This is a genomic window from Sorangium sp. So ce1153 (assembly GCF_051521595.1).
Lineage (GTDB): Bacteria > Myxococcota_A > Polyangia > Polyangiales > Polyangiaceae > Sorangium.
In genome coordinates this window covers 7,186,216-7,212,035 of record NZ_CP150361.1, presented here as the reverse complement: position 1 = coordinate 7,212,035, position 25,820 = coordinate 7,186,216, and the positions used below count along the sequence as shown (strand labels likewise).

Below are 25,820 nucleotides of genomic sequence, written 5' to 3'. Positions count from 1 at the left end.
CGGAGCGCGCCAGCGCGGCCGCGCACGCAACCACGAGGAGGGGACTTCGAGAGATCCGGAGAAGGACGGCTTGTGTCCGGGTCGGAGCGCGCCGTTTGCCCTTTCAGCGGCGGGCGGCGAGGTGCCTTTGCCGAGGGGCAGCCCGGGGCGCGCTCAGACGTCGATGATCTTGCCTGGGTTCATGATGTTCAGCGGGTCGAGCGCGCGCTTGATCGACCGCATGATCGCGAGCTCCTCGGCCGAGCGCGAGTAGGGCAGGTAATCCTTCTTGAGCAGGCCGATCCCGTGCTCGGCGGAGATGCTGCCGCGGTACTTCTTCACGAGCGAGAAGATGGCGTGATCCGCATCGTGGGTGCGCTGCAGGAACTCCTCCCGGGTGAGGCTGTCGGGCTTCATCACGTTGATATGGAGGTTGCCGTCGCCGATGTGACCGAAGAGGGCGATCTCCCACCCTGGATAGCGGGCCTCGAAGAGGCTCTCCAGCTCGGAGCAGAAGCCCTCGAGCTCCTGGATGGGGAGCGACACGTCGTTCTTGTGCGGCAGCCCGGTCGCCGACAGGCTCTCGCTGATCCCCTCGCGCAGGGTCCAGAGCTCGGCGGCCTGCGTCGAGTGCTGCGCGAGCGTGCCGTCGGTGACCAGCCCGCGCTCGAACAGCGAGGTGATCCAGGCGTCGAGCGCCTCGGGTTCGCCGCGCTCGACCTCGATGAGCACGTAGTAGTCCGACGGCGCGGAGAGCGGCATGCGCACGTTCCGGTGCCGGCGCAGGCGCGCCTGGCACTTCTCCGTGAAGAACTCGTAGGCCATCACCACGAACGGCCCCATGCGGGCCTCGCGGAACAGCGCGAGCACGCCGGCGAGGTCCGGCACCGCGAAGAGGAACACGTTGAGCTCCTCGGGCACGCGCGTGAGCTTGAGCGTCGCCTCGGTGATGATCCCGAGCGTGCCCTCGCTGCCGATGAAGAGCTGGCGCAGGTCGATCCCCGTGTTGTTCTTCTCGAGGGCGCCGTTCAGGTCGAGCACCGCGCCGCTCGCGGTCACGACCGTGAGGCCGAGCACCCACTGCCGCGTGAGGCCGTAGCGGATGACCTTCACGCCGCCGGCGTTCGTGGCGATGTTGCCGCCCACCTGGCTCGACCCCTTCGAGGCGAAGTCGACCGGCCACGTGAGGCCGAGCGGCGCGACGTGCTGGTGCACCGCCTCGGTCACCGCGCCTGCCTCGACGCGCACGGTCGCGCCGAGCACGTCGACGGGGCCCATCTTGCGCATCCGCTCGAGCGAGACGACGAGCTCGCCCTTCGCCGCCACGGCGCCGGCAGCGAGCCCGGTGCGCCCGCCCGAGGGCACGACCGGGACGCGGTGCTCGGAGCAGAGGCGGAGGAGGCGGGAGACCTCGTCCGTCGAGCGCGGGAGCGCGATCGCCGAGGGCCTCGGCTCGTGGACCTTGGTCCAGTCGCGGCCGAACGTCGCGAGATCGGCGGCGTCGGTCGAGAGGAGATCCGCGGGGAGCTCGCGCGCGAGGGCCGCGAGGAAGTCGCCGGGGAGGCCGGGAAGTGGGCTCATGGCCGGCTCGGTACTGCGGCGTCGCGGCGAGGGCAAGCGGCCTGCGCGGGTCAGCCGTCGCGCGGGATCTCGCCGCGGAAGTGCGCGCCGACCAGCTGCACGGCCGCGCCGACCCCGCGCAGGGCGGAGACGAGCGCGTCGTCGTCCTCGACGGTGACGAGGAGCGCCCCGGGCTCGCGCGGGGCGTGCGGGCGAAGGGCGTCGAGGAGGGGAGCGGCGAGCCCGGGCGCGGCGACGCGGAACGGAAACGCGCCGGGGAGGAAAGCGTCGAAGCTGGCAAACCCTAGCGGCGGCGCGTCCGGCGCCGCTGGGTCGACCAGGCAGAGGAGCACGAGGCCGCCGCGGCCGCGGGCCTCGGCGACCTGGCCCGGCAGCAGGGCGAACGCCGCCTCCAGCGCGGCGTCGTCGGACGGCTGCGCCGGGCGGGCGACCACCGGGCGGGATGGGCGCGGGAGGCGAGCCACGGCATCCCAGGCGAGCTGGAACGTGGTCATCGTGTAGGCGTGCTCCATGCCGACGCTCCGGTAGAGCCGCACGGCAGCGGTGTTGTCCGGCTTCACGTTGAGGCACCAGCGCGTGCAGCCGCGGCCGTGGAGGTGCGCGGCGATCGCTTGCATGACCGCACCCCCGACGCCCCGGCCGCGGTGGGGCGGCGCGACAACGACGTGGCGCACGTAGCCGATCCCGCGCAGCGGCTGGACATAGGCGTAGGCCACCACCTCGCCGCGCGCCGCGCCGCGCGCCTCCTCGAGGAAGAGCGTGTCCCTGGCCATGGCGCCCTCCCAGCGGTCGCGAGGCAGGACGGGATTGCCCGTGTCGAGCTCCACGAAGAGCCGGGCGAAGTGCTCGTAGTCGTCTGGAACGGCAGGGCGCGCGACGAGGCGGGACATGGCGCGAGCTTACCTTCGGGCGAACCGCCCGTCCCGCGGGCGCAAGCACCTCGCGGGCGCGAGCGTTGCGGCGCCGCGCCCGACAGGGCACCGTGACGGAGGGATGGACAGGGCACATGGCGGGTGGATCCTCGAGGGCCGCGCGGCGCCGCTCGCGGCGCTCGCGCTCGCGCTGGCCGCATGCGAAGGCGCGACCAGCGGGGCGCCGCGCGCGGGCCAAACCGGCGGCGCAGGCGGCGCAGGCGCAGGCGCGGGCGCGGGCGAGGAGGCGGACGCCGGCGAGGGAGGCGGTGACGCTTCCGTCGACGCCCCGACGGGCAGCAGCGCCCCGACGGGCAGCGGCGCCCCGACGAGCAGCGGCGCCCCGACGGGCAGCGGCGCTTCCGGCGGGGGCGGCGCCGGAGGGCAAGGCGGCGACGGAGGCGCCGGCGGCGCGCTGACCTGGGAGCCGGTCGAGACGGAGTGGTGCTCGGCAGGGTGGAGCGGCCTGGACGATCACACCTGCTTCCATGTGCCGGAGACGGCCGCGCGCGGCGCGCCGATCCTCCTCGTGCTGCACGGGGCCATGGCGCCCGACTCGCTGCCCGGGGGACTGCAGGCGATCGCCGCGGAGGCCGCCAGGGCGCTCGGGGTCGTCGCCGTGTTCCCGCGCGGAAGGCCGGGACTCTGCACCTGGGATCCGTCCGTGGAGACCCACCTCTGCTGGCCGACGCGCCGCGAGACCGTCGACGCCGCGGCGCCCGCCCTCATCGAGGAGTGGATGCGCGCCGAGGCGCTGCTGGCGCGGATCCTCGGCGGGACGTTCGGCAGGCGCTATGTCATGGGCTTCTCCAACGGGGGCTATTTCGCGAGCTACGTGGCGCTGGAGGGGCTCGTCGACGTCGACGGCGCCGGGCTCGTCGGCGCGGGGCGCATGGTCATCGAAGAGCACCTCTTCTCGCAGGAGAGGCCGCCGATCTACATCGCCGTCGGCGAGCAGGAGCTCGCCTCCACGGTCGCGAGCGCCGAGAACCTCGCCGACGTGCTCACCCAGCACGGCTGGGAGCACGAGCTCGTGGTGCACCCCGGGCGCGGCCACGAGATCCGCGCCGACGACTTCACGGGCGCCTGGCAGACCTGGATCGCCGCGCCCTGAGCGGCCCGGCCTGGCGCGGCGAGGCCAGAGGCGACAGGCACTCAGACCGCAGGCATCGCAGGATGGAAGAGCGCTGCTCCCGGGCGCTCTCGCGTGCACAGACGCAAGAGAGATGGGCTGAGCGCCGCGACAGCGGCGGCTCCAATAGACCGAGAGCGGTGCGCGCACCTGCGCGATTGTCGTCGCCTGGATCACCATGTGCGCGAGGCGGCGCCGGATCGTCGGAGACGCCCTGTCGAGGCGCCCCGCGAAGAGAAGTCGATAGCTCGGGAAAGGCGTGTTTTTGCCGGAGCCGCGGCGTCTTGCGAGTCGCCAGCGGGGCTCCGCTGCGCGGTGAGCGCGCCTGGAAGCGCCTTATCTGCCCAGTGATCCGGCGCGGGTGAACTGGCCGTCGCTCCGGGGCCGGACGCTGTTTAGGAATGTCGGTTTGTCGGTGCCTCGCGCCCGCCGCGAGCGCGCTCGGGCGGCAGCCTCTGCACACCAGCTCTCGGGCATGAGCGCTGCTCTCTGCGACATCCGACTCGCGCGACGGTCCTGCGGATGTCGCAGGCCGTGGAAGGAGGAGAAATGGTTGAGCTGGTGAATAGCAGGTGGATGCATGTTGCGATGGCGATGGCGGCCTTGACGACCGGGTGCGCGGCGGGAGAGGCCGACGCCGACGAGATCGACGCGGACGAGGCCCAGGCCGTGGAGGTCGAGGAGACCTCCCAGGCGCTCTTCGGCAATCGGGACTGCGGCAACTCGTGGAACAACGGCCCGGGCTGGGGCTGGTCCGGCGGCGGCAACTACCCGGGCGGGTGGGGCTCGAAGCCGTTCTGCGGCGGGAACCCCTGGGGCGGCAACAGCTGGAAGCCGTGCGGCAACTCGTACGGCAACTCGTACGGCAACTACGGCAATCCTTACAACTATGGGTATCCCCCGAGCGGCTATGGCCCTTACAGCGGCTATGGTCCTTACAGCGGCGGTGGTCTCTTCAACGGCTATCGCCCCGGCAGCTTCGCCCCCAGCTACGGCTGCAACAACAGGTACTAGCCCGTCGCCCGTCCGGAGCGCGAAGGAGAGAAGCGGCCCCGGACGGCGCGACGAGATCTCGGGACGACGAGGCAGAGCCGCGGCGCGCTCGGTAGCTGACCCGCGGCGCGCCTGAGACGCCTCTCGGGACCTGGTCGCCAGGAGCTCGTGGCAGAAGCACGGCTCCTGGCGGCCGGGCGACCCGGGGCCAGCTCCGGCTCGCCTCGGCCGCCCTGACGCTACGTTCCAGGGCTCCCCACGTGATGCATTTTGGGACAACCCCTGCCTGGAAAACCTACATCGGTCCGGTCGCCCGAGAGCTGCCCAGCTCGCCACACACCTTGGCGCAGATTGAGCGCCGCTGCGCCGCGTCTGCGCCGCGTCAACGGCGGTAAGGCGCACCCCCCGCGCGGCGCCGCGCCAGGCCGAGCGCCTCGTGGATTGGCGCCCGATAGCGCCCGCTCACATTACGGATCGCTTCTTGCTTTTACCGCGTTGCGCGCTGATGCGCCGCCTGCCCGAGACCCCGGCAGGCGTCTTCGAGGAATTCCCCCCATGATGCGCTTTGCGACCCCCGTCTCGCGTTACATGACCTGCGAAGTCATCACGGCGCCCGACACGACGCCGCTGCCCGAGGTGCATCGCTCGCTCGGCGAGCACGCGATCTCCTGCGTTCCCATCGTCGACGCGGCGTCGCGCGCGATCGGCGTGCTCTCCCGCACCGACCTGCTGCGGCTCGGTCGGTTCGAGACGAAGACGAACAGCCGCGGGATGCTGCTGACCTTGCCCGACGTCCCGGCGCGCGACGTGCTGCGCCCGGGGATCATCACGGTGGGGCGCACGACGCTGGTCGTGCAGGCGGCGAGCGTGCTGCTGAAGCACCGCATCCACCGGGTGTTCGTCCGCGAGGGCGACAGCTTGACCGGGGTCTTCAGCACGAAGGATCTCCTCCTCGCCCTCGTCGAGGCGCGGGACGCGACCCCGATCGCCGAGCTCATGTCGGCCCCCGCGTACACGATCCCGCTCGACGCGCCGCTCGCGCTCGCCGCCGATCGGCTGACGACAGCGCAGGTGAGCGGGCTCGTGGTGGTGGACCCGGACGGCTGGCCGGTGGGGATGTTCACCCAGACAGAGGCGCTGCTCGCGCACGGCGTGCTCTCCGATTCGCCGGTCGAGGACGTGATGAGCCCCGCCATGGTCTGTCTCGATGTCCGCACGCCGCTCCACCGGGCCGCGGCCGCGGCGCACGCGGCGCAGGCGCGGCGCGTGCTCGTGGTGCAGGGGCGACGGCTCCGCGGCGTGCTGACCGGCCTCGACTTCGCGCGCGCCGTCGCCGGGACGGGCGTGATCCCCGTGGCCGCGAGGTCCAAGGCCGGGTAGCGCCAGCGCGGCTCACCGCGCGGCGCGGGTCGCCATGCGCCCGACCACCGCGTCGGGGTCGGCGGCCAGCCGCGCGGCGAGCGCGCGGGCGGCGGCCGGCGAGGCGGAGGCGAGCCCCTGGATCGCGCCGAGCCGCGCGCGCCGGGGCAGGCGCGGGTCCGCGGCGAGCGCCTGGAGCTCCGCGAGCGCCGGCGCGGAGGGCGTGGCGGCGCGGCCGGCCGCGGCGAGGGCGCGCGCCCTCGCCTGCACGGGCGCCGCCGGATCGCGGCCGACGGCGAGCAGCTGGTCGGCATCCGCGACGCCGGCCGCGCGGAGCAACGCGAAGAAGTCCGCGCCGGCCGCCGCGCTCTGCCCACAGAAGTGCCCCTCGAGCAGGGTCGCGGCGCGCGGCGGGAGCGCTACCGTCCAGGCGCGATCGCCCGGCGCCGCGCCGCGGCCGGCCAGATCGCGGCCGGCCTGGGCCATGTCGCGGCCAGCCGGGGCCGGGGCGCGCGCGCCGCCCGCCGGCGTGCCCGGGTCGTCGGGGAGCGGGTCCGCAGCGCCGCCGCCGTCCTCGACGATCCCGCGGTAGAACGCGCTCGCCTGCACGATCGTCGTCTGCTGCGGCGTCATCTTGCCCGAGAGATCTCCCCCGGTCGGGAACATGACGTTGCTGTAATCGGGGCAGCGCGCCTCCAGCGCCAGCACGTCGTCGCACCGCGCTGTGTCGTCGAGCGGGTCGGCGAAGCCGGGCTCGAGCTCGGTGGTGTGGAACAGCCCGGCCAGATGGCCCAGCTCGTGGCGCAGGATGACCGTGTCGGCGTCGGGTTGCTCGTAGAGCGCGACCACGATGCCGCTGAGATGAGTGCCGTGCTCCACGGCGACGGAGGGCACGGCCGGCGTCACGCCGGCAGCGAGCTCGAGCCTGCCGCCGAGCTGTGACACAGCGATCACGTTGAGCGCGGGCCTGCCGGCGGCGCCAGCCGTCTGCTCGAGCACGATGGGCAGCAGCTCCTCGTCGATGACGTCCCACTCCGGTCCGAGGTGATGGACCGTGATGTTGCCGACGCTGAGGCCCACGAACCCCTGGTACGCCGTGCGCAGCGCGCTCTTCATGTACTCCTCGGAGAGCGCGCGTCCGGCGATGAAGGCGTTGATATCGATCTTCCCGCCGTGAAAGCGCCCGTCGAGCGTCTGGCGGCGCCACACCGAGAGGCGCGCCGGCCCCGCCGGGACGCCGAAGCCGCCGTCACCCACCGTGATCCAGTACGTGCCTGGCACAAATGGCACGGCTGCTGCCGCGCCCGTCTGGGGGACGGCCGCTGCGCCGATACCCTGGTTGTAGAAGGTGCCCATGGTGCCGGGGATCGAGTAGTCCGTCGCGAACGTCCTGCCGCCGGGGCCAGAGATCTCCGCGATCCCGATCGGATCGAAGCTCGGCCGCGAGGTCATGAGCTGCGCGATCGCCGTGAAGCCGAGGGTGCCTGGCGGGATATCCACCGGGATGGGGACGCCGATGGCGACCTCGCCGAGATCCTCCTCGACGAGGGGCGGAATCGGCGGCGCGCCGCCCTCGCCGATCTCGCCGCCTTGACCGGAGCTCGACGCGTCCCGTGGGGCGGAGCTCGTGCTCCCGCCGGTCTCGTCGAAGCCCCCGGCGCCGTCGCGCGGCTCGAACCCGTCGATCACCACCTTGCCGCCGCAGGCGCTGGCGTCGAGCGCGGCGAGCGCGGCGAGCACGCCCGCGGCGAGCAGCCCCCCGCGGCGCGCCGGCGTCGCCCTGCGTTCACCCTCGGGTGTCCCGTCGCGGCGGGACGGGCGTGCGGCGCTCGGTGCGGGTGCAAGCGGCTCTGTCATAAGCATGCTCCTTACAGGAGGTGAGGGCTACCCCTCACCGCGCGCGCAGTATGATCGCGTCCCTGCGCGAAGTCACGCGCCGCGCACGCTCTTCACCGCCCCGTCGCGCGCGAGGGCGGGAGTGACGCGGGAGTGACGCTCATTCCACCTGCTTGACGCGCATTACCACCCGTCCCGGGGACGCGTCCGTCGCGCCCTCGAAGCGCTCGAATAGGACCACGAAGCGCGACTGGCCGTCAGCGCTCTGGATGAGCCACGCGGAGTCCTTCGCTGGCGCGGGGGGGCTCGATCCAGGCTCGATCCAGCGCCCGGTGAAGGCGGTCGCGACGTGATCGCCGCGGTAGCGGACGGCGGGATCGGTGAGGTCCGCGTGCTCGGCCGCGTCGAACCGCGCTGCCTCCGACTCGGCGGTGCGCTCCTTGACGTCGGCGAGCGACTCGGACCTTGTCTCGGCTTCCTGGAGGTCGGCGCCGCGCGTGGTCCCGGGGCCGCCCAGCTCGCCGTTGACGCTGACGAGCGATCTGCGGAAGCAGACGTGCCACTCGGTCGACTCGCTCGCCTCGGCGGGCGTGAGCATCAGCTGTCGGTTGCCCGCGAGGTCGAGGCAGGCGCTCGGCGCGCTCTCGTCGGCGTCGAGGCCGCCCGCGGTGGCGTCGAGGTTCTCGATGTCGACGGTCTCACCGGGGCCGTCGGGGAGCACCTCGGCGACCCGGAGCTGGTAGAGCCCCGTGACCGGCGCCCCCTCCACCTCTCCGTAGAAGGAGAGGATCTGGAGCTTCCAGTAGCGGCCCTCGTGCTCGATGGCGTGGACGTGATAGCGGCTGAAGGCGACGTGCTGCTCGCCGTCGTAGGCGTACCACTGCGTGAAGGCGCCGCCGGCCTCGTCCTTGAGGAGGAAGGGCGTGTTCGGCAGCTGGCCCGCCCGGTAGTCCTCGAGGCTGATCGGCAGCGCGCCGCCGTCGCCGGGGCCGCTGAGTCCGCTGTTGGTGAGGACATCATATCCGGAGAGCGCGAGATCCCAGTCCGTGGACGCCGAGCCGTCGTCGGCCGGGGTGACGATCTCGGGCGTGGCGAGCCGGAGGAAGACGCGGCCGGAGGCCGGCACATCGACCTCGAGGAGCGCGCCGTCCTCGGTGGTCGGATCGCCCCCGCTCGAGCTCTCTTTGCCAACGTCATCGCTGCACCCCGGGGTGAGCAGGAGAAGCGCTGCGGTGATTGACCATCTTGTCATGAGTCCTCCCACGGTAGCTCGGCGGCGACGCCGAGGTAAACGGTGCGCCCCTCGAGGGGCCGGTGATCGCCGTGGCGGTCAGGATCCTTCTGCGCGCCGAGCAGGTTGCGGACGCCCACGTAGGCCTGCGAGGAAGGCCAGAGCGGGCGCGCGAGCCGCGCGTCGAGCGTGGTGAAGCCGGGCGCGCGCAGGCCCTCCTGGATGAAGGCGCCGCTGATGGTCCGGAGCCTGGTGACGAGCTCGAGCTGGAAGGGCAGGTCGGCGCGGAGCGCCGCCTGCGCCGTGTGCGGCGGCTTGCTGGAGAGCGGCTTCCCGGGCTCGGTCGTGTCGTCGCTCGTCCACAGGTAGGCATAGCCGGCCTCGGCGCGGAGCCACGCTGTCGCCTGGAACGTCGCCGAGAGCTCGATCCCCGCGGTCCGCGCCCTGGCGATGTTCATGTAGGTATACGTGTCGACGTCGGGTTGCGGGTCAGGTTGCGTATCGTCGTCGGGTTGCGTGTCGTCGTCGGCGGAGGAGCGGATGGGCGTCGGGTTGATATCGATGAGGCCATCGACCCAGTTCGAGAAGGCGCCTCCCCGCAGGGTGAGGCCCTCTGTCGGGATCCACGTGACGTCGCCGTTCACGCCCCAGGACTTCTCCGGGGCGAGATGGGGGTTGCCCTTGAGGATGTAGCCGAGGCTCGAGTGGTCGAACGAGAAGCCGAGCTCCTTCGCGCTGGGCGCGCGGAAGCCCCGCCCGCCGGAGATGCGCAGGGTGAGCGACGGCGCGGGCCGGTAGGCGAGGGCGAGGCGCGGGGCGATGACGCCGCCGCTGTAGCGCGGCAAGTACTCGCCGCGGACGCCGGGCATGAGGGTGAGGCGGTCGGTGAGCTTCCACGCGAGCTGGCCGTAGAGCGCGGCGCTGCCGAGCTCGGTGTCGGGCACCTCGTCGACGGCGCTGTCGGAGGTGCCCGAGGTGGAGATCGCGGTGGTCTTGTGCTCCTGGGTGAGCGACTCGACCTCGGCGCGCGCGCCGGCGACCCAGGTGAGCTGGCCCTGGGCGATGGTGGCGATCGCCTCGTAGCTCTGCAGGGTCCCCGAGCGCTCGCGCAGCTCCGCGGCGTCCGAGCCGCGCAGATCGCGGCCGCTCGTGCGGAAGGCCCATTGTCGGCCGGCGGCGAGGCGCAGGTTGGAGCCTCCGCCGAGGTCGAGCGTCTCGGTGAGGTGCAGGGTGACGCGGTCGGTGACCTCGGGGACGTCGTAGATGTAGGGGCGGAGGCCTGGCAGCGTTGGTGGCTGCTCGATGCCGTCCTGCTCGTCGTGGATCCAGCGGGCGCGGAGGCGCACGTCGATGCCGCGGCCGAGCGCGGCGCCGGCGCGCAGGCCGACGAGGTGCTGCGCGCGCTCGGGGAGCGTGGTGGCGGCGCTGTCGTCGACGAGGGAGAGGCTGTCCTCCCGCTGGAACGAGGCGTCCGCGCTGGCCCAGGCGGCCTCGCCGCGGTAGGCGCCGGCTCCCTGGACGAGGAGGCCGGCGCGGCTGCGGCCCTCGAGGCGGCCGCGGCCGCTGAAGCCCGGGTGGGCGGGGGGCGCGGAGAGGACGTTGACGACGCCGCCGATGGCGCTCGCGCCGTAGAGCGAGCTCGTCGGTCCGGTGACGAGCTCGATGCGGGAGACATCGCTGAGCGGGAGGGAGGAGAGGTCGATGGCGCCGCCGGCGTCGCCGATGACGCGCTCGCCGTCCTCGAGGACGAGGACGCGGTCGAGGTCGAAGCCCTGGATCTGGATGGCGCTCGGGCTGCCGAGCGAGCCGTAGGCGCTCGGGTTCACCTGGACGCCGAGCTCGCCGTCGAGGGCCTCGCCGACGTTGGTGGCGCCGCGGCGCTCGGCCTCCTCGCGGGTGATGACGCGCGTGCGCACCGTGGCGCGCTGGCTGCTCTCGGGGGTGCGGGTGCCGGTGACGACGACCTCGAGCGGAGGGGGCGGGGAGGGAGAGGGGGGCGGCGCGGCGTGGGAGGGGGTGGGCGGCGCGGGCGGCGTGGGGTGGGGCGGCGCGGATCGCGCAGGCTCCGGCTCCGCCGGCGGCGCAGGCTGTGGGGGCTGAGGCTGCGCGGGCTGCGCGAGCGCAGGGTGCCAAGGGGCGGCCGAGAGGAGCGCCGGGAGAAGGCAGAAGGCGAGCTGCGCGGCGCGTGTCAGGCGCCGGCTTCGGTGCACGGTCCTCCCGGGGACATGAGAACAGCAGGCTCGGAGCGCGGAAGAAGGAGCATGGGGAGAGCTCAGGCCCGTGTGGCGCAAGGTAGGTGGCGCGGGTGCATGGTCGCCCGGTTCACGGCGGCCGTCCAGCGGTTCGGGGCGAGCGATCACATCGATGGTGCGCGCCCGCGGTAGCGGGGCACGGGGCGCTCGGAGGGCAGGGTGGGGCACGCGAAGGGGCGGGGAGCAAGGGCCCGCGAAAGGCAGCGCAGGACCTCGAGAGGTGCGGAGGAGGGCCCGGAGGAGGGAGCTCCGTGCCGGGCGAACGGCCGACGACGAGCTCACGAGCACCTGGTCGGCCCCCTTGCGCCCCTTGCGGTGCGCCTCGACGGCTCCAGGTGGTCTGGAGAAGCCGGAACAGCCCGAGGAGGTGCTCATGAAGAAGGACGAGAAGGCGACGGAGGAACAAGGGGCAGCGGCGCCCAAGAGCGCGTCCCCGCAGGATCGGCAGGGCGGCGGCGAGCAACACCGGCACGTCCCAGGGGATCCGGTCGAGGGCCACGAGGCCAGGTCGGACAAGGAGCCGGAAGAGAAGGTGGACGAGACCGTGGAAGACTCGTTCCCCGCGAGCGACGCCCCCGCCTGGACGCCGGCCAAGAGCGGCGAGGCCGACTAGGCCCGCCGAGATCGAGGCGACGACAGGCAGCGAGGGTCGCTACCCCCCGAAGCCCGCCGCGACGAGCCGCCGAACCGGGCGCGGCTCCGCTCGGCGGGCCTCGCGGGCGACGCGGAGGGAGCGGATGATGGAGCGGACGGAGCTGGTAGGGCTTGCATTGCTCGACGACGGCGGGTAGGTTCCCGCGCCGCATCGCCGGTCCCCATCGTCTAGCCCGGCCCAGGACTCAGCCCTTTCAAGGCTGCTACGCGGGTTCGAATCCCGCTGGGGACGCAATTCTTGAGTAATTCCCACTAGTTGGCGATGCTTCAAGCGCCGGCCAGCAGCGTGGGTGGATGCCATCCTGATGGCGGCAACCCTACTGGGCCTCAGGATCGCCGAGCGCTCCTTCTCCGGATTCAGGACCGAGTCGTTCTACCTCGCTCCAGAGCGCATCGAGATCGAGCGTGAGCCCCTCGAGGCCGGGCACGCCGTCGACGATCCCGTCCGCCGCCGAGCGCGCATGCACGTAGCGGCGATCGGTCCCGAGTTCGAGGAACTCGAGCGTTCTTTCCTGCGGGTCGATGATCCAATACCAGCGCACCCCGAAAGACGCGTACTCGTGCAGTTTGTCGACACGATCGCGGCGTGCATCACGCGGGGTAGGAGAGACCACCTCGACCATGACGTCGGGCGGAGCGCTGATTGTTCCGCGCCGAGGCGGCTTCCGACTCCCGGGCATGTACGCAGAGGCGTCGGGCTTCCGGCCAGAGACAGCGCTCACCGCGTACTTCGCTTCGGACCCCAGCACGAGCCCGCCCTGCGGGATGAGCCAGGCCCCGAGGACCCTGACCACCCAGGCCACGATGACTTCGTGAATGGCGTCCGGCACCTCTTCCTCCACGATCCGTCCATCGACGAGCTCGCCCGGCTCATCTTCCGGCAAACTGATCCAGTGGGCGAAAGTGACCCTCCGCTCGACCGCGGCCTCGGTGCGTGCGCTGTCGCTGATCACATCAGCATGATAGCACGACGTTGCCGCGTGTCGTCGTGCTGTGCGGGTTCCTCGAGGTGTTCCAGGCTCGCCCTCGCGTCCGCTGCCGCGCCTGGCGCTGTGATCAGCGGGCTGCCCTCGCGATGAGCATCGCCATGAGCGAGCGCTCTGCGGTGAGCGCGCCCATCGGTGGGGAGCTCGGCGGATGTGTCGCGGCAGGCGGCCTGCGGGCTTCCTCCCGCGGGCGTTTCACCTGCACGTCCTGGAATGCTCGAGGGGAAACTGCACGCTGACAGGCTCGGCTGCGGGGCAGGAAGCAGGCGGGCGAGTCGCCACCTTCAAGGCGGAGCGGTTCCTTGACCCGTCGAGGCGCCTGAGGATACATGCTACCCGGGGTGTTGCTGCATCCGCGCCCGGTACGTTTTCTGTTCAGTGAGCTTGTGTGTCAGCGCAAGAAGCTTGATAGAGACCCCCGCTCGGCGACGGCCAGAATCGCACCGTCTGGTATTTGTTTGACAACGAGACGGTCGTCTTGTTGTCAACGCCATCCCGGAGCTAAGCGCTTGCTGGCCGTCAGCGAGTGAGGAGTATTGTGTTCGGTTATACACAGTGAGATTCGCATGTGGTTCGAGAGGCGCACGTTCAATCCGGAGCACCTCTGCTTCCATGAGGCACTACAGTTCTTTGCCAGCTACTTCGGCTCCGTCACCCTCTGCCGTTTTCCGATCGAAGAGGACGGGATCATTATCAAGACACCCGGATGCGACCAGGTAGTCACGCTGCACGGGGCCGCAGAGATGATCGGCTTTTTAACGGGGAACAGTCCGCAGCCGACATCCCTGGCTTACTCTCTTGCCCCGACGCCGATCCATCTTCCGGGTGATCCTCCAGAGAGAACGGGTGAGTTGCCAGCCAACAGGATTGGGCCCACTCTTTGCGTTTACCTGCTAGCGGGACTTTCGCAAAAAAGCAGGCTTTGCCACCGCATCCATCGTCAATTCGGCCCAGTTCTGCACGAGGTCATTCGCATGAACGAACTCCGAATTTCACTATCACTGAAACGCCGTCGGATGGCCGCCCGCTTGACGCAGCACGCTCCATCCAGCCTCTGTTCCAAGCCGGATTTCGTTCCTGTAGCTAGTTGGCGCCGTTTTAGGCTCAAAAAGAGCGACGAATAGCTCGATCCGGGGCCTGTTTTGCGAAAGTAGGGCTAGGCTATGCTTTCGAGCGTCACCACGCATCGATCAAGAATAAGCAGCCCAAGAAACCTGATGGCAAGGACGACCTTCAAAGCTGGGATAAAGATCTCCAGTTCTTTCGCCATATCAGGAACGGGTGCTTTCATGGCAACAGATTTCAGATCTGGAAACATCAGGTTGCGCGCAATCCGCCGCCACACACGGGATGGCCTCGCTCTAACGTTCCGGAGTGGCGCAACCATATCATCATGATCGACGACTCGTCCGGGACCGACCAGATCGTCGATGAGCATGGTGCCGAGCTGAACGGGCGGAAGGTGATAGGCGAATACCTGTACGTTCCTGATGTGCTTTCGCTTCTCTACGACATGGGGAACCGCATCGCCGAAGTGTTGAAGCCGTAAAGAAGCAATGTGCTCGTCTCAGCACCCGGGTGCGCTCGGCGGCGAGGTCGATGACGCCGGCGGCGTCCGCACCCATCACCTCGCCGCCAGCATGCGGACCCCTACGTGATTCCTGCGGATCTCGACGCGTTTCCAGGGTTCGAATCCCGCTGGGGACGCTCCGCTTTCTGTAAGCATTTCCGCGCAGTAGGCCCCAGGTGGCCGGTCCCTCGGACGAACCAGGAGCGCGGCAGGAAGCGGCGGGAAGGGCTCCCCCACGGGATGCATGAGGTTCTCGGCCTCGCGCACGTAGCCCATGGTCGTTGCGATGTCATCGTGGCCGGCGCGGCGCATGCTCTACCAGCGTGTCACCTCGTGGCGGAGGACGCGGACGGAACCGCAGCCCTTCTGTCAGCGCCAGCGCGCTGGGCTACTGGGCTAGGTTGTAGGCGTCACTCGACGCGTCCTCGCACCGAGCGGAGCGCTTCCCATGAGCACGTCGGGCGACCCTTGCGCCCCTGAGTATCGCGGTCGAGCGAGTGCACAGCGGGAGGTGTGCATGCCATCGTGGGAAAGGAACTGATCTTCCCGTCGGCATGCCTGCTTCTTCACCATTACCCTGCATCATGTAAGCGCATCTGCATGCGTTGTCCTGGCCGCGCTTCTGGCCCGCTGCCGGGCCTCGCGCAGCATACGCCGCTCGCCAGCGGTGCACAGCGCTCACCGCTGCGCGGCACCCGAACCCGCGTCACACCGGCGGCTGACGGACGACAGATACATCCACGGCCACGAGGTGCGCCTGACTGATCCCAACCCCTCCCGTTCGATGGCTCCGAGCTCATCGAGTGGGGCTGCGCCCAGCTCACATCGCGGTGACGAACCGGCTGCACCACGATGCGCGCCGGCTGGCGCGCCATGGCTTCCACAAGGCGGACAGCAAGCCGTGGCAGCCGCTCGACACCTCGCTCCGGCGGCGGCTACCGCACGAGGACACCTACGCTGACGACAGCCACGGGGTGCGGCTGATCGGCGGCCTGATGTGCCTCGGGCCGGAGCAGCGCTGCGCTGTCGCCGTCCTGCTCGATCAGGCGCTGTGCGGCCTGCTGAGCGACGAGGGGATCATCAGCGTGCCGCGGTACGAGGTGCGTCCTCTCGGGTGAGCCCACCCCCCTCCACCTTCGACGTCGCGAAGATCCCGCGCGCGCCCGCCCGGGCGAGCGCGTAAGCGATCCCGCCCTGCAGCGTGCCCCGCGTGGCGATGCCTTGCAGATCCACGCCGAGGCTGACCATGGTCTGGGCGACCTCCGCGCGGATCCCGGTGAGCACCACCTCGGCGCCGAGCAGCCGCGCTCCTTGCGCCACGCGGAGGAGAGCGTCCGCCACCTTCGTGTCGACGACCTTCACCCCCGTGACGTCGATGATCGCGACCGTCGCGCCCGACGACGAGAGCCCTCCCAGCAGGGTGTCCATCACCTGCCCCGCGCGCCTCGTGTCCAGCACGCCGATGAGCGGCATCACCACCACCTGATCGGTGATCGGGATGAGCGGCGTCGACAGCTCGGCGATCGCGGCGGCCTGAAGGCGGATGAGCTCCTGCTGCTGCTCCGAGCGCAGCAGCTCCGCCTCCTTGCGCGCCGTGACATCGGTGTTGATCTCCATGACCAGGGCCTGCGCTTCGCCCGGGTCCGGCTGAGCGACCCACCGGCTCTCGACGACGACGGTCCCGCCGTCGCGCCGGGTGTGCTCGAGCTCCCCCTGCCAGTGGGCGTCCGCGCGCAGCGCCGCGTCGATCTCGGAGAGCGCTGCAGGGAACCGCGTGCGCAGGAGCTCGTGGGATCGCGCGCCGATCGCCTCGGCGGCGGCGTAGCCGTACATCCGCTCTGCTCCCCGGTTCCAGTACGTGATCGTGCCGTCGAACCGCCGGAGGACGATCGCGTCGTGCGCGAGATCGAGCAGCTGCGCTTGCCGCCTGAGCAAGGCGGTTTGCCGATCTCGCTCCTTCTCGGCCGCCTTGCGCGCGGTGATATCGTTGTTGATCTCGAACACCGTCTCAGGGCTGCCGCTCGGGCCCCGCCGGAGCACCCATCTGCTCGAGACGATGACGACGCCGCGAGGCGTCGAGTGCTCGAGGTCTCCTTCCCAGTGGCCGTCCTCCAGCAAGGACCGCTCGATAGCGGGCAGCGGCGCGGGGAAGACGGTGCGGAGGAGCTCATGGGAGGCGCGCCCCACCGCGTCCTCCTTGCGGATGCCGTACATCCGCTCTGCGCCCTCGTTCCAGTACGTGATCATCCCATCGAGGCGCCGGACGAGGATGGCGTCGTGCGCCACGTCGAGCAGCTCCACGCGCTCCCTGAGCGCCTCGATCTCTCGCGCGCGCTCGGCTTCCGCCCCGGAAGCCGCGACCGGCGACCGCTCCGGCTCGCCCGTGCCCTGCTGTGAGGCGGCGAGCTCGGCCGTTCCCGTGCCGCCGGGTGCCCTGGTGCTGCTGGTCATTGTCCCTCTCCCTCCCGCCACGCCCACAGGGACCTCCAGCGCGGAGCCGGAGCTACCCATGGCCGCGCCACGCTAGTCCTCGGCCAAGTAGCCTGTCAAGCTGGACTGCCCTCACGAGCGACAAGCGGCATCTCGGCGACAAGCGGCATCTCGCCTCGCCGAGAGCGCTGCGGCGTGCTGCCGCCAGGGGTGCGGCCAGGCTCAGCGGTCGAGGCGAACTGCGCAGGTGAGGTCGCCGCGGCAGCATAGGCCAGTATGCCTATGCCTGGAGAGGGCGACCTCGGGTATCACAGTCACCCGCATCGCGTGATGCGAGCGCGTGACGCCAGACCGCGGGCTAACGATCTCTACCCATACCAGAAAAAAGGTGGCGACCCATGGTGATCGGACGAACGAGTTTGCCAAAGCAGATCCTGCTGTCAGGAGCGCTCGGCATTGCCTTGTGGGGCTGCAGCAGCGGCGGCGACGGGACCACCAGCGCCGGCGGCGACGGCGGCGGCGATGATACCAGTACGAGTGTCACCTCGGGCAGCGGCACCAGCTCCGCGTCCGGGAGCACGACGGCCTCGTCAGGCGGTGACAGCACCACGGGGAGCGGCACCGGTGGGAGCGGCACCGGTGGGAGCGGCACCGGTGGCACCGGCACCGGCACCGGCGGCGGGGGTACCGGCGGCAGCGCGACCACGGGCGCGGGCGCCGGGGGCGGCGGCACCGGCGGGGGCGGAAGCGTTACCTGCCCGTCGCCCGCGCTGAGGGCTGGCGACACGAACCAGACGGTGACGGTGGGCTCCGCGAGCCGCAGCTATGTCTTGCATGTCCCCGCCGCGTACGACGGCAGCAAGCCCGTGCCTCTCGTCGTGGACTTCCACCCTCTCGGCGGCTCCGGCCCGTCGGAGCGAACGGGCTCGCCGTACCCGGCGCAGACCGACCCGGAGGGGGTGATCATGGCGTTCCCGAGCGGGCTTTCCGGACCCTCGGGCGGCGCCTGGAACGTCGGGCCCTGCTGCGTGGCAGGCACCGACGACGTGGCCTTCGCCAAGGCCCTGGTGGCCCAGGTCCAGGAGACCGCCTGCATCGACCCCAAGCGCATCTATGCCGTCGGCTTCTCCATGGGCGGCGGTATGTCCCACTACCTCGCCTGCCACGCCGCCGACGTGTTCGCGGCGGTCGCGCCCGCCGCCTTCGACCTCCTGCAGGAGAACGTCGGCGACTGCGAGCCGTCGCGCCCCATCACCGTGGTCTCGTTCCGGGGCACCGGGGATCCCATCGTGCCCTATGCCGGCGGATCTTCGTCGGTGGTGCGCGGCATGCCCGTCAACTTCCTTGGCGCGAAGGCGACGTTCGCGAAGTGGGCCGATATCAATGGATGCACCGGCTCGCCCTCGGCCGAGGACGGCCAGGGCTGCTCGACCTACTCGACGTGCGAGGGCGGCGTCGAGGTCGCCCTTTGCACGAAGCAGGGCGGTAGCCACGAGCCCGGCAATGCCGCGGTCGGCTGGCCCGTCCTGAAGCGGCACACCATGCCGTAGACCACGTCCACCGCGCTCAGGGGAGAAGGTGCTCACGCGATTCGCTCGGCAGGATGGGACCTATCAGCAATGACCCCTCGTCCCGGCCATCGACGAGGGCTTCGAACAGCAACCGGGCCTGCAGCGCCATCGGAAGAATCTGCTGCTGATTCATCCCTCTCACCGTGCTTGCGGCTTCCCATGACCAGCGAGCTCGCGCATTGACCGCGGGCGCCCTGATCGTCCATACTGGCGAGTGATCCTTTGCGAGCCGTGCTCCTGCGCGGCCTCGTCCTCACTCGCCTTTTTTATGAAGGTCAGCGGAACCACAATCCTGACGCGGAAGACGCTGATCAGCCGGAGGTTCGGCTCGGAAGCGTGGCGCGTCTTCTTTCGTGACGTGGCGCTGGGCAATCCATGGTTCCGACGGCCGATCACGGGCAGCAGCCTGGTCCCGCTGTCCGAGTTCCTCGCGTTCCACGACGAGCTCGTGCGTCGGTTCTATCCGGACGGCAAGGACGTGCTGTTCGAGCTCGGGGCCGAGTCGGCGCGCTGGGCGCACGTCGACGGTCCGCTGAATCGCTTCGTCCAGGATCCGGAGATCACCTCGCTGGTCGCGGCGATCGCGGACCTCTGGCACCGTTACTTCACCGAGACGGACAGCCGCTCCGAGGCGAACCTGAGCGACTCCGGCGTCGAGTTTCGAGTCCGTGACCTCCCCGCCTGGCACCCGTATCTCGAGCAGTTCGTGATCGGGTACACGAAGGAGATCCTGGAGCTCTATTGCGCGAACCCGATCTGGACGCATCGCCTCACCGGGGAGCGCGGGACGACGTACGGCTATCTGTTCGCCACCGATCCTGCGCCGGTCGCGCCTCCGAGCAGCAAGCGCCCGGGCACCGGGCACGGCCGGCTCCTCCGGCCGCGAAAGGTGCTCACGGCCCGCGAGCTGGAGGTGCTGCGGCTCGTCGGGGCCGGCAAGACCAACCGCGAGATCGCCTTCGTCCTGCGCATCTCGGAGAAGACCGTGCAGCACCACGTCGCCCACGCCTACGACAAGCTCGGCATCTACAGCCGCGCCGGCGCGACGCTGTGGCTGGCCGAGCGCGGGCTCCTCGGCTGACCCGGGGGCAAGGGCGCTCCGCTCGCCGCGCTCCGCTCGCTCATTGCCTCAGCGCCTCGCGGGTCGAGCCAGGGCGCTGCCCGCGGGCGCGCGTCCTCGCCGCGCGCGCCCGCGCGCAGCCTACCTTCGCTGCACCGCCTTGCCCGTGCGATCGAGGAACACGTCGCGCACGCTCACGATGTCGTCCCCCGACAGGAAGCCGCTGCGCCCGAGGAGCCGCCCGCGCTCCCAGTTGGTCAGGCCGAGCTCCGGGCGATCGTAGGCCCACTGCCCGTCGACCCACCGCGTGAAGCCGTTGCTGACGTACGGGGCGTCGACGGCGGCGTAGAGCTCCTCGAAGGCGCCCGGGCGCGTGGAGAGGATCGACGCGACGAAGCGCGGGCTCGACCTGTTGAAGCGGCGCGCGGCCTCCTGCAGGTCGTCCACGAGCAGGAACGAGACCTCCGGCACGCGCTCCCACTCCCACTCCGTCCCGAGCGAGCCCTCCGGGAAGCCCTCCTCGCCGGTGACGACGCCCTCGGACCCCGCCACCACGTGCACCTTTGCGCCCGCCTTGCGCAGCGCGCGCTCCACGACCGGACCGAGCGAGCCCCTCGCCGCGCGCTCGAGCAGGAGCACGTTCAGGGTGTTGCAGACCTTGCGATCGAGGCTGTTCACGATCGCGCTCTCGAGCGCCTCGGGATCGGCGCTCTGCTCGACGAACATCCACGCCCCGCCCGTCCCGTGCAGGGACGCGGGGATGCCGTGCTGCTCCGCGATCGCGCCGAGCAGCGCGACCGTGGCGCCCGAGCCGCGCGCGACGGCGAGGCGCACCCTGGGCAAGGTGAAGAGCGCCTGCCCGGCGCCGTGCGCCTTGTGCCGGACCAGGCGCACCGCGCCCTCGGGCAGGCCGGCCGCCAGCAGGGCGGGGCGGAGCGCGTGGGCCTCGATGGCGAGCGCCGTCCCGAGCGCGTCGGCGCCGATGCGCATCACCGCGGCGTTGCCGTTGCGCACCACGCCGGCGCCGTCGGCGAACACGTTCGGCCGCCCCTCGAAGACGAACGCGACGACGCCGAGGGGCGCGCGCCGGCGCTCGATCACGTAGCCCTGCCGCTCGCGGCGCTCGATCACCTCGCCGACGCGGCTCGGCGTGCTCGCCCAGTTGCGCAGCCCAGCGATCATGTCGGCGCGCATCTTCGGCGTGGCCACGAGCCGCGCGGTGCTGCGGCCGCGCGCCTCGGCGCTCGCCACGTCCTCCGCGTTGGCCCGCGCCACGTGCGCCCACACGGCGTCGTCGGCCAGGCGCTCCGCGAAGCCCAGGAAGAAGGCGTCGACGGCGCTGCTCGGCACCCCGGCGAGGGCCTCCACCGCGGCGGCCGCCTCGTCGACGGCGGCGCGCGCGGCCTCGTGGGCCTCCTCCGAGATGACCACGAGCTCGCCGGTCCGCACGACCGGCACCACGCGGTCGGTCGGCTTCACGGCCGGCATCGGCACGACGTTCTGACCAACGACGACGGGGGTCCCAGCAGGGATGGTGGCGATCGACGACATGGCAGCACGGCGTGATACGCCCCGCGCCGGGGGGCCGCAACCGTGGAGCCACCCGCCGGCGCTGATCTGCGGCTGGATCGAGGGCGGGGGCCGCCGCGGATCCGTGGACGCGCCCGTTGCCGCGGCGGATGAACGCCGAGCGGCCCGCGGCCCGCGGCCACGCCGGCCCGCGGCGCGGTCGCGGCGCCCGCGGCGGGCTCGCGGACCAGCGCCTTCAGATCAGCCTGGTCGCAAGAGGATGGGCGAAGCCGAAGGAGAGGTTCCGCATTGACGCTCTCGTTGGAACTCGCTTCCTCCGCTCCCGCACGCGCCCACCACCGTCCTTCCACGGTAGCTCCTCCCGCTTCTGGAATCGACACTGGCCGGCTTCCGTTATTCTGAGCGCGTCTCATCGAGTCTCCGTCCGCCCGCGGATCCGCGTCGTCATCGCGGATCCAGCCCGATGAGGCGCATGATCCCGAGGAGGCGCTCATGAAGGTGAGGATTGTCGTGAGTTACGTCCCCCGCTATCGCAGGGGGCACCATTTCCACTTCGTCCCGCCGGTCACCGGGATCCACCTCGCGGCGATCACCCCGCCGGAGCACGAGGTCGAGCTCTTCCACGAGCAGGTGCGCCCTGTCCCCGTGGACGCCGCGCCGGACGTCGTCGCGCTCTCTTTCTTCTCCGGCTTCGCGCGCCGCGCCTACACGCTCGCCGATCGCTACCGCGCCCTCGGCGTGCGCGTCGTCGCTGGCGGGCCGCATGTCTCGTACTGGGTCGAGGAGGCGCTCCAGCACGTGGACGTGGTGGTCACCGGGGAGGCCGAGGCGGTCTGGCCCGCGGTCCTGCGCGATCTCGAGCGAGGCACGCAGCGCCGCGTCTATCACGGCGAGCCGGCCTCGCTCGCCGGGCTGCCGACCCCTCGCTACGATCTGCTCGAAGGCCGCTTCCTCGTCCCCCGCGTGCTCCAGGCGACGCGCGGCTGCCCGTTCACGTGCAGCTTCTGCACGGTGCCCGACCTCAACCCCGGCTTCCGCGTGCGCCCCGTGGGCGAGGTGATCCGCGACATCGCCACCACGCATTTCCCCCGCTTCTGGCAGGAGAAGGTCGCCTGGTTCTGGGACGACAACCTGCTCGTCCAGCGCCGCTGGGCCAAGGAGCTCCTGCGCGAGCTCGCCGGGCTCGATCGCTGGTGGCTCACGCAGGCCTCCATCGATATCGTCAAGGATCGGGAGCTCCTCGACGCGATGGAGCGGTCGGGGTGTATCGGCATCTTCCTCGGCATCGAGAGCCTCGACGAGGCCGACCTGAAGAGCGTCGACAAGCGCCAGAACCGCGCGCGCGAGTACCGCGACGCCATCCGCAAGCTGCACGATCGCGGGATCTGCGTGATGGCGGGGTTCATCTCGGGCTTCGACGATCAGACGCCGGAGGTCATCGCCTCCACGGCCGATCGGCTGAACGACATCGGCGTCGACGTCCCGTTCCTGAGCATCCTCACGCCGTTCCGGGGCACGCCGCTGTACGACGAGCACCGGCGGGACGGGCGGATCCTGGAAGAGCGCGACTGGCCCCATTACAGCGGCTACGGCGTGGCCTTCCGGCCGGCGCGCATGAGCCCCGAGCAGCTCCTCGCCGCCCACCGGCAGATGTGGAATCGCGCCTTTTCCCCCGCGGCGGTGCTCGAGCGCCTCGCGCGGGGCGCGCGGTCCTTGAGCCGCGGCGCCATGATGCTCTCGGCGACGATGAACGGCTTTTACGGCCTGAAGCAGGTCACCGGCAACGAGCCGGCCGCGCCGCCGCTCGAGCCGCGAGGGACGATCCGGCACCCCGCGCCCGGGGACGCCCCGGCCCGGCTCTCGCGCCTCGGGCTGAGGCGGGCGGAGGCCGCCGTCGTTCACCCGGGAGGGGCACACGAGGCCGCCACCTCGCCGGAGTGAGCAGCGGCCAGGACCCGCTCCTGGATCGCACCAGCCCGCTCCATCAGCGGCGGCGCACGTGCGGGCGCCGCGCTGGCTCGATGCAATAACCTGGCCACGTTGGTGAGGTGGATGGCCGTGGTGGGATGCTCGTGCCCCAGCGCCCTATCGAAGACGGCCAGAGCGTGACGGTAGTTGTCCAATGACGCGGCGCGGGGCCCCCATCTCCTCGAGCACGCGTCGGCTCAAAGAGACTGAAAATGCCGTAACTGGCTCCCTTGGTCTGAAAAGCGACGCGAGGCGATTCGCCCTTTGTCCCCTCCGCTCCAGCTTGACCTCTTGGCCCTGTTCTTCATCGAACCGTCATGGGCTGTCGGCGCGCGCGAGCGAGCGTTAGCCTTTGAGGAGGGAAATGGCCATGTCAATTTCAGAAGCCAACGTCGGGGTTTGCCACGATCGGATGCTGCCGCTCGATCTGGAAGAGGATGGAAGACGGGCCGCAGTGCAGGAAAGCGAGGCGCAAGATGCCGATCCGAGCCGCGATCCGAACCTTGAGCCAGCGGATCCCATGATGGCGGGGCAACCGGACGACGAGCACGACGAGGCGGAGACGAGCAGCGCTCGGGACACGGGCTCGACCTTCCGGGCGCTGCTCATCGGCATCGACTTCTATTTCCCGAACCGGCTCGAGAGCGGCGCCACCTACGCGAGCTTGAGCGGCTGTGTGAACGACGTCGGCCTCGTCGAGTCGGCGCTGCGCGCCCACGTCACCGGACCGCTCGAATTAACGAAGCTCGTCGCGTACGACGACGGGGCTGGCCAGCCCGGTGGGCCGAGCTCCGAATGGCCTACGTACGCCAACATGAAGGCGGCGTTCGAGGCGCTGATCACCCGGGCGCAGCCAGGCGACCAGGTGTACATCCACTACTCCGGCCACGGCGGCCGCATCCCCACGATGTTCGGAGACCTGAAGGGGTCCGGCAGGTACGACGAGACGCTGGTGCCGATGGACATCGGCAAGGCCTCGCCTTACCTGAACGATGTAGATCTCGTGTATTACCTGGACGCGCTCACGAGGAAGAGCCAGGCGATCGTGACGGTGGTGCTCGACAGCTGCCATTCCGGCGGCGCGACGCGCGGGATCGACGTCGCGCCGCGGTGCGCGACAGGCGCCCGCGAGGGGGTCGATCCCACGCTCGACACGACGGAGCGGCCGGCGGGGGGCGTTGCTCCCCCTGAGGAGCTGCGCGCCGCGTGGAAGCGGCTCGTGGTGACCGGCGCCGCGCCGGGAGGGGCCGTCGGCACGACCTGGCTCCCCGAGTCCAACGACTACGTGCTCCTTGCGGCGTGCCGCGACGACCAGTCTGCGCTGGAGGCCAGCGTCGACGGCGCCCAGCGGGGCGGCGTGATGACGGCGGCCTTCCTGAACGCGCTGACGCGGCTCGGCAAGGACCAGACCTGGAAGACGCTCTACGAGCGCTTGTTCACCCTGGTGCATAGCCAGCACCCGACGCAGACACCCCAGTTCCTCGGCAAGGGCGAGCGCCAGGTGCTCGGCGTCACGCTCCGGCCCGTCGAATACAAGGTGAGGGTCATCGGAATCGATGAAACGAGCCGGAGGGTGAGGCTCAGCGCCGGCCGCGCGACGGGGATGAAGATGGGCAGCAAATTCGGCTTCTATGTTCCCGGGACGATGGACTTCACGCAGGGCGACAAGCGCGTGGGCGGCGCCACCGTCGACGAGGTGACAGGCACGGAGAGCTGGGCGAAGCTGGACGAGGGCACCCCGGTCGACAAGGTCGAGCCGGGCGCCCCGGCGATCCTCGAGGACGTGGGATCGGTCGCGCTGAAGCGCTCAGTCAACCTCTTCCGCCGGAATGACCTGCCGCCCGGGATCGATCAGGAGCGGGCATTTGCCGCCCTGCGGGCAGCGATCGAGACGAGAGGGCGCGGCTTTCTCGTGCTCCATACGAGCGGGACGCCGCACTACCAGGTCGCCATCGACGACGGCGGTCAATACGAGATCTGGGATCCGAGCGGAAAGCCGATGCCCAACGTGCCAGCGGTGAGCGTCGCCGCGCCGAAGGCCGCCGAGCTCGTGGTCGATCGGCTGATACATATCTTCCGGTACAAGACCATCGAGGAAATCTACGACCCGTTCTCGGGGCTCAAGGACGCGCTTCGCGTCGAGCTCCGCGCTCCCCCGCCAGGGTGGTCGCCGGGCGATTGGATCGAAGGGGGGACGGTGATAGAGCCGAAAGGCGGCAGATATGTCGTGAAGCCCGGCTCCTACTCGTTCGTCCGTGTCGTGAACGAGAGCGATCGTCGAGTCAACATCGTGGCCATCGACCTCGAAGATGATTGGAGCATCGGCCCCGTCATGCCTCCTGACCCGTCGCGCGAGTACTACACCACCGTCGAGGCCCATCAACACGCCTGGTTCGCGCTCGGGGCCGTCCTGCGCGCCGGGCGGGCCTCGGCCAAGAATATCATCAAGATACTGGTGACCGTCGACGACTCCGATTTCTGGTGGCTCCTGCACCCGCCGATCGATCGGCCCATCACCCGGTCGGAGAGGAGGAGAGCCAGCGCCGCGCGAGACACGCTCTTTCGGCTGCGCGAGGCGCTCGACGCCGACAAGAACGAGGAGAGCAGGATGCGCGTCGTGTCCCAGCCGGGCTTCGACTGGACCGTGCAGCAGATCATCGTGGACACAGAGTAGCCTCGACGATTCGAGCAGAGCGCGCTCGTGCTCCGGGTTGCGCCTTGCGCGGGGTCCCCGTCTGTAGATGCGTGTCCGGAAGGCAGGGGAGCGTGGCCTGATC

The 25,820-nt window shown here is 70.7% G+C and carries 21 protein-coding genes and 1 tRNA gene; 13 read left to right on the top strand and 9 right to left on the bottom strand.

Going from position 1 to position 25,820, the window contains the following annotated elements; all coding sequences use genetic code 11:
* Window positions 1-153 precede the first annotated feature (153 nt).
* Together WME85_RS25925 and WME85_RS25920 are read right to left on the bottom strand one after the other, a co-directional pair.
* Complete coding sequence (locus WME85_RS25925) at window positions 154-1,560, bottom strand: FAD-binding oxidoreductase (RefSeq protein ID WP_437842025.1); 1,407 nt, start codon at window positions 1,558-1,560, stop codon at window positions 154-156.
* Window positions 1,561-1,610: 50 nt separating this feature from the next.
* Window positions 1,611-2,450 (bottom strand): GNAT family N-acetyltransferase, encoded by an 840-nt coding sequence (locus WME85_RS25920; RefSeq protein ID WP_437842023.1) that lies wholly within the window; start codon window positions 2,448-2,450, stop codon window positions 1,611-1,613.
* A 103-nt stretch (window positions 2,451-2,553) separates the two neighbouring features.
* Between WME85_RS25920 and WME85_RS25915 the strand changes: the two genes are divergently transcribed.
* From WME85_RS25915 to WME85_RS25905, 3 genes are all read left to right on the top strand, one after another.
* The gene (locus WME85_RS25915) at window positions 2,554-3,585 is read left to right on the top strand and encodes an alpha/beta hydrolase (protein ID WP_437842021.1); all 1,032 of its coding nucleotides are present in this window, start codon (window positions 2,554-2,556) and stop codon (window positions 3,583-3,585) included.
* A 594-nt stretch (window positions 3,586-4,179) separates the two neighbouring features.
* Window positions 4,180-4,617: a hypothetical protein gene (locus WME85_RS25910; RefSeq protein ID WP_437842019.1), complete on the top strand. Its 438-nt coding sequence runs from the start codon at window positions 4,180-4,182 to the stop codon at window positions 4,615-4,617.
* Window positions 4,618-5,151: 534 nt separating this feature from the next.
* Entirely contained in the window at window positions 5,152-5,976 is an 825-nt protein-coding gene (locus WME85_RS25905; RefSeq protein WP_437312130.1) for a CBS domain-containing protein, read from the top strand.
* A 12-nt stretch (window positions 5,977-5,988) separates the two neighbouring features.
* Here the strand turns inward: WME85_RS25905 and WME85_RS25900 are convergent, their stop codons facing one another.
* The 3 genes from WME85_RS25900 to WME85_RS25890 form a co-directional block, all read right to left on the bottom strand.
* The gene (locus WME85_RS25900) at window positions 5,989-7,812 is read right to left on the bottom strand and encodes a hypothetical protein (RefSeq protein ID WP_437842017.1); all 1,824 of its coding nucleotides are present in this window, start codon (window positions 7,810-7,812) and stop codon (window positions 5,989-5,991) included.
* A gap of 139 nt (window positions 7,813-7,951) precedes the next feature.
* Window positions 7,952-9,043 carry an HmuY family protein gene (locus WME85_RS25895; protein ID WP_437842016.1) on the bottom strand — a complete coding sequence of 364 codons (1,092 nt, stop codon included), beginning with the start codon at window positions 9,041-9,043 and terminating at the stop codon, window positions 7,952-7,954.
* Window positions 9,040-10,938, bottom strand: coding sequence for a TonB-dependent receptor plug domain-containing protein (locus WME85_RS25890; RefSeq protein WP_437842014.1), 1,899 nt, complete (start codon window positions 10,936-10,938; stop codon window positions 9,040-9,042). The genes WME85_RS25895 and WME85_RS25890 overlap by 4 nt, the downstream gene beginning before the upstream one ends.
* On the opposite strand from WME85_RS25890, the gene WME85_RS25885 reads away from it, so the two are divergent.
* The 3 genes from WME85_RS25885 (at window position 10,931) to WME85_RS25875 (ending at window position 12,160) form a co-directional block, all read left to right on the top strand.
* Complete coding sequence (locus tag WME85_RS25885) at window positions 10,931-11,122, top strand: hypothetical protein (RefSeq protein ID WP_437842013.1); 192 nt, start codon at window positions 10,931-10,933, stop codon at window positions 11,120-11,122. The genes WME85_RS25890 and WME85_RS25885 overlap by 8 nt on opposite strands.
* 525 nt (window positions 11,123-11,647) lie before the next feature.
* On the top strand, window positions 11,648-11,887 hold the full coding sequence (locus WME85_RS25880; RefSeq protein WP_437842011.1) for a hypothetical protein: 240 nt from the start codon (window positions 11,648-11,650) through the stop codon (window positions 11,885-11,887).
* 198 nt (window positions 11,888-12,085) lie between these two features.
* Window positions 12,086-12,160 (top strand) — tRNA-Glu (locus tag WME85_RS25875).
* Window positions 12,161-12,245: 85 nt separating this feature from the next.
* On the opposite strand, the gene WME85_RS25870 is transcribed toward WME85_RS25875, so the two are convergent.
* Entirely contained in the window at window positions 12,246-12,881 is a 636-nt protein-coding gene (locus WME85_RS25870; protein WP_437842009.1) for a Uma2 family endonuclease, read from the bottom strand.
* Window positions 12,882-13,480: 599 nt separating this feature from the next.
* Between WME85_RS25870 and WME85_RS25865 the strand changes: the two genes are divergently transcribed.
* The 3 genes from WME85_RS25865 to WME85_RS25855 all read left to right on the top strand — a co-directional run bounded on the left by WME85_RS25865 (window position 13,481) and on the right by WME85_RS25855 (window position 15,602).
* Complete coding sequence (locus WME85_RS25865) at window positions 13,481-14,038, top strand: hypothetical protein (RefSeq protein WP_437842008.1); 558 nt, start codon at window positions 13,481-13,483, stop codon at window positions 14,036-14,038.
* A 269-nt stretch (window positions 14,039-14,307) separates the two neighbouring features.
* Window positions 14,308-14,463, top strand: coding sequence for a hypothetical protein (locus WME85_RS25860; protein WP_437842007.1), 156 nt, complete (start codon window positions 14,308-14,310; stop codon window positions 14,461-14,463).
* Between the two features lie 851 nt (window positions 14,464-15,314).
* Window positions 15,315-15,602, top strand: coding sequence for a hypothetical protein (locus tag WME85_RS25855; RefSeq protein ID WP_437842005.1), 288 nt, complete (start codon window positions 15,315-15,317; stop codon window positions 15,600-15,602).
* Here the strand turns inward: WME85_RS25855 and WME85_RS25850 are convergent.
* Window positions 15,565-16,935 (bottom strand): PAS domain S-box protein, encoded by a 1,371-nt coding sequence (locus WME85_RS25850; protein ID WP_437842003.1) that lies wholly within the window; start codon window positions 16,933-16,935, stop codon window positions 15,565-15,567. The genes WME85_RS25855 and WME85_RS25850 overlap by 38 nt on opposite strands.
* 377 nt (window positions 16,936-17,312) lie before the next feature.
* On the opposite strand from WME85_RS25850, the gene WME85_RS25845 reads away from it, so the two are divergent.
* Window positions 17,313-18,464, top strand: a complete 1,152-nt coding sequence (locus WME85_RS25845; protein ID WP_437842002.1) for an alpha/beta hydrolase family esterase — start codon at window positions 17,313-17,315, stop codon at window positions 18,462-18,464.
* A gap of 16 nt (window positions 18,465-18,480) precedes the next feature.
* Here WME85_RS25845 and WME85_RS25840 read toward each other — a convergent pair whose 3' ends face one another.
* Window positions 18,481-18,618, bottom strand: a complete 138-nt coding sequence (locus WME85_RS25840) for a hypothetical protein (RefSeq protein WP_437842000.1) — start codon at window positions 18,616-18,618, stop codon at window positions 18,481-18,483.
* Window positions 18,619-18,753: 135 nt separating this feature from the next.
* On the opposite strand from WME85_RS25840, the gene WME85_RS25835 reads away from it, so the two are divergent.
* On the top strand, window positions 18,754-19,566 hold the full coding sequence (locus WME85_RS25835; RefSeq protein ID WP_437841998.1) for a response regulator transcription factor: 813 nt from the start codon (window positions 18,754-18,756) through the stop codon (window positions 19,564-19,566).
* A 120-nt stretch (window positions 19,567-19,686) separates the two neighbouring features.
* Here WME85_RS25835 and WME85_RS25830 read toward each other — a convergent pair whose 3' ends face one another.
* Window positions 19,687-21,096 (bottom strand): aldehyde dehydrogenase family protein, encoded by a 1,410-nt coding sequence (locus WME85_RS25830; protein ID WP_437841997.1) that lies wholly within the window; start codon window positions 21,094-21,096, stop codon window positions 19,687-19,689.
* Between the two features lie 471 nt (window positions 21,097-21,567).
* Between WME85_RS25830 and WME85_RS25825 the strand changes: the two genes are divergently transcribed.
* Window positions 21,568-23,016: a B12-binding domain-containing radical SAM protein gene (locus tag WME85_RS25825; protein WP_437841996.1), complete on the top strand. Its 1,449-nt coding sequence runs from the start codon at window positions 21,568-21,570 to the stop codon at window positions 23,014-23,016.
* A 397-nt stretch (window positions 23,017-23,413) separates the two neighbouring features.
* Entirely contained in the window at window positions 23,414-25,717 is a 2,304-nt protein-coding gene (locus tag WME85_RS25820) for a caspase family protein (RefSeq protein WP_437841995.1), read from the top strand.
* The last annotated feature ends 103 nt before the right edge of the window (window positions 25,718-25,820 follow it).

What these genes read in the sequence shown, in the direction of transcription:
- WME85_RS25830 (WP_437841997.1), bottom strand. Translation starts at nt 21,096, where the DNA reads ATGTCGTCGATCGCCACCATCCCTGCTGGGACCCCCGTCGTCGTTGGT.
- WME85_RS25840 (WP_437842000.1), bottom strand. Translation starts at nt 18,618, where the DNA reads ATGAATCAGCAGCAGATTCTTCCGATGGCGCTGCAGGCCCGGTTGCTG.
- WME85_RS25915 (WP_437842021.1), top strand. Translation starts at nt 2,554, where the DNA reads ATGGACAGGGCACATGGCGGGTGGATCCTCGAGGGCCGCGCGGCGCCG.
- WME85_RS25900 (WP_437842017.1), bottom strand. Translation starts at nt 7,812, where the DNA reads ATGACAGAGCCGCTTGCACCCGCACCGAGCGCCGCACGCCCGTCCCGC.
- WME85_RS25920 (WP_437842023.1), bottom strand. Translation starts at nt 2,450, where the DNA reads ATGTCCCGCCTCGTCGCGCGCCCTGCCGTTCCAGACGACTACGAGCAC.
- WME85_RS25910 (WP_437842019.1), top strand. Translation starts at nt 4,180, where the DNA reads ATGCATGTTGCGATGGCGATGGCGGCCTTGACGACCGGGTGCGCGGCG.
- WME85_RS25820 (WP_437841995.1), top strand. Translation starts at nt 23,414, where the DNA reads ATGTCAATTTCAGAAGCCAACGTCGGGGTTTGCCACGATCGGATGCTG.
- WME85_RS25845 (WP_437842002.1), top strand. Translation starts at nt 17,313, where the DNA reads ATGGTGATCGGACGAACGAGTTTGCCAAAGCAGATCCTGCTGTCAGGA.
- WME85_RS25865 (WP_437842008.1), top strand. Translation starts at nt 13,481, where the DNA reads ATGTGGTTCGAGAGGCGCACGTTCAATCCGGAGCACCTCTGCTTCCAT.
- WME85_RS25850 (WP_437842003.1), bottom strand. Translation starts at nt 16,935, where the DNA reads ATGACCAGCAGCACCAGGGCACCCGGCGGCACGGGAACGGCCGAGCTC.
- WME85_RS25880 (WP_437842011.1), top strand. Translation starts at nt 11,648, where the DNA reads ATGAAGAAGGACGAGAAGGCGACGGAGGAACAAGGGGCAGCGGCGCCC.
- WME85_RS25835 (WP_437841998.1), top strand. Translation starts at nt 18,754, where the DNA reads ATGAAGGTCAGCGGAACCACAATCCTGACGCGGAAGACGCTGATCAGC.
- WME85_RS25860 (WP_437842007.1), top strand. Translation starts at nt 14,308, where the DNA reads ATGATCGACGACTCGTCCGGGACCGACCAGATCGTCGATGAGCATGGT.
- WME85_RS25895 (WP_437842016.1), bottom strand. Translation starts at nt 9,043, where the DNA reads ATGACAAGATGGTCAATCACCGCAGCGCTTCTCCTGCTCACCCCGGGG.
- WME85_RS25925 (WP_437842025.1), bottom strand. Translation starts at nt 1,560, where the DNA reads ATGAGCCCACTTCCCGGCCTCCCCGGCGACTTCCTCGCGGCCCTCGCG.
- WME85_RS25905 (WP_437312130.1), top strand. Translation starts at nt 5,152, where the DNA reads ATGATGCGCTTTGCGACCCCCGTCTCGCGTTACATGACCTGCGAAGTC.
- WME85_RS25825 (WP_437841996.1), top strand. Translation starts at nt 21,568, where the DNA reads ATGAAGGTGAGGATTGTCGTGAGTTACGTCCCCCGCTATCGCAGGGGG.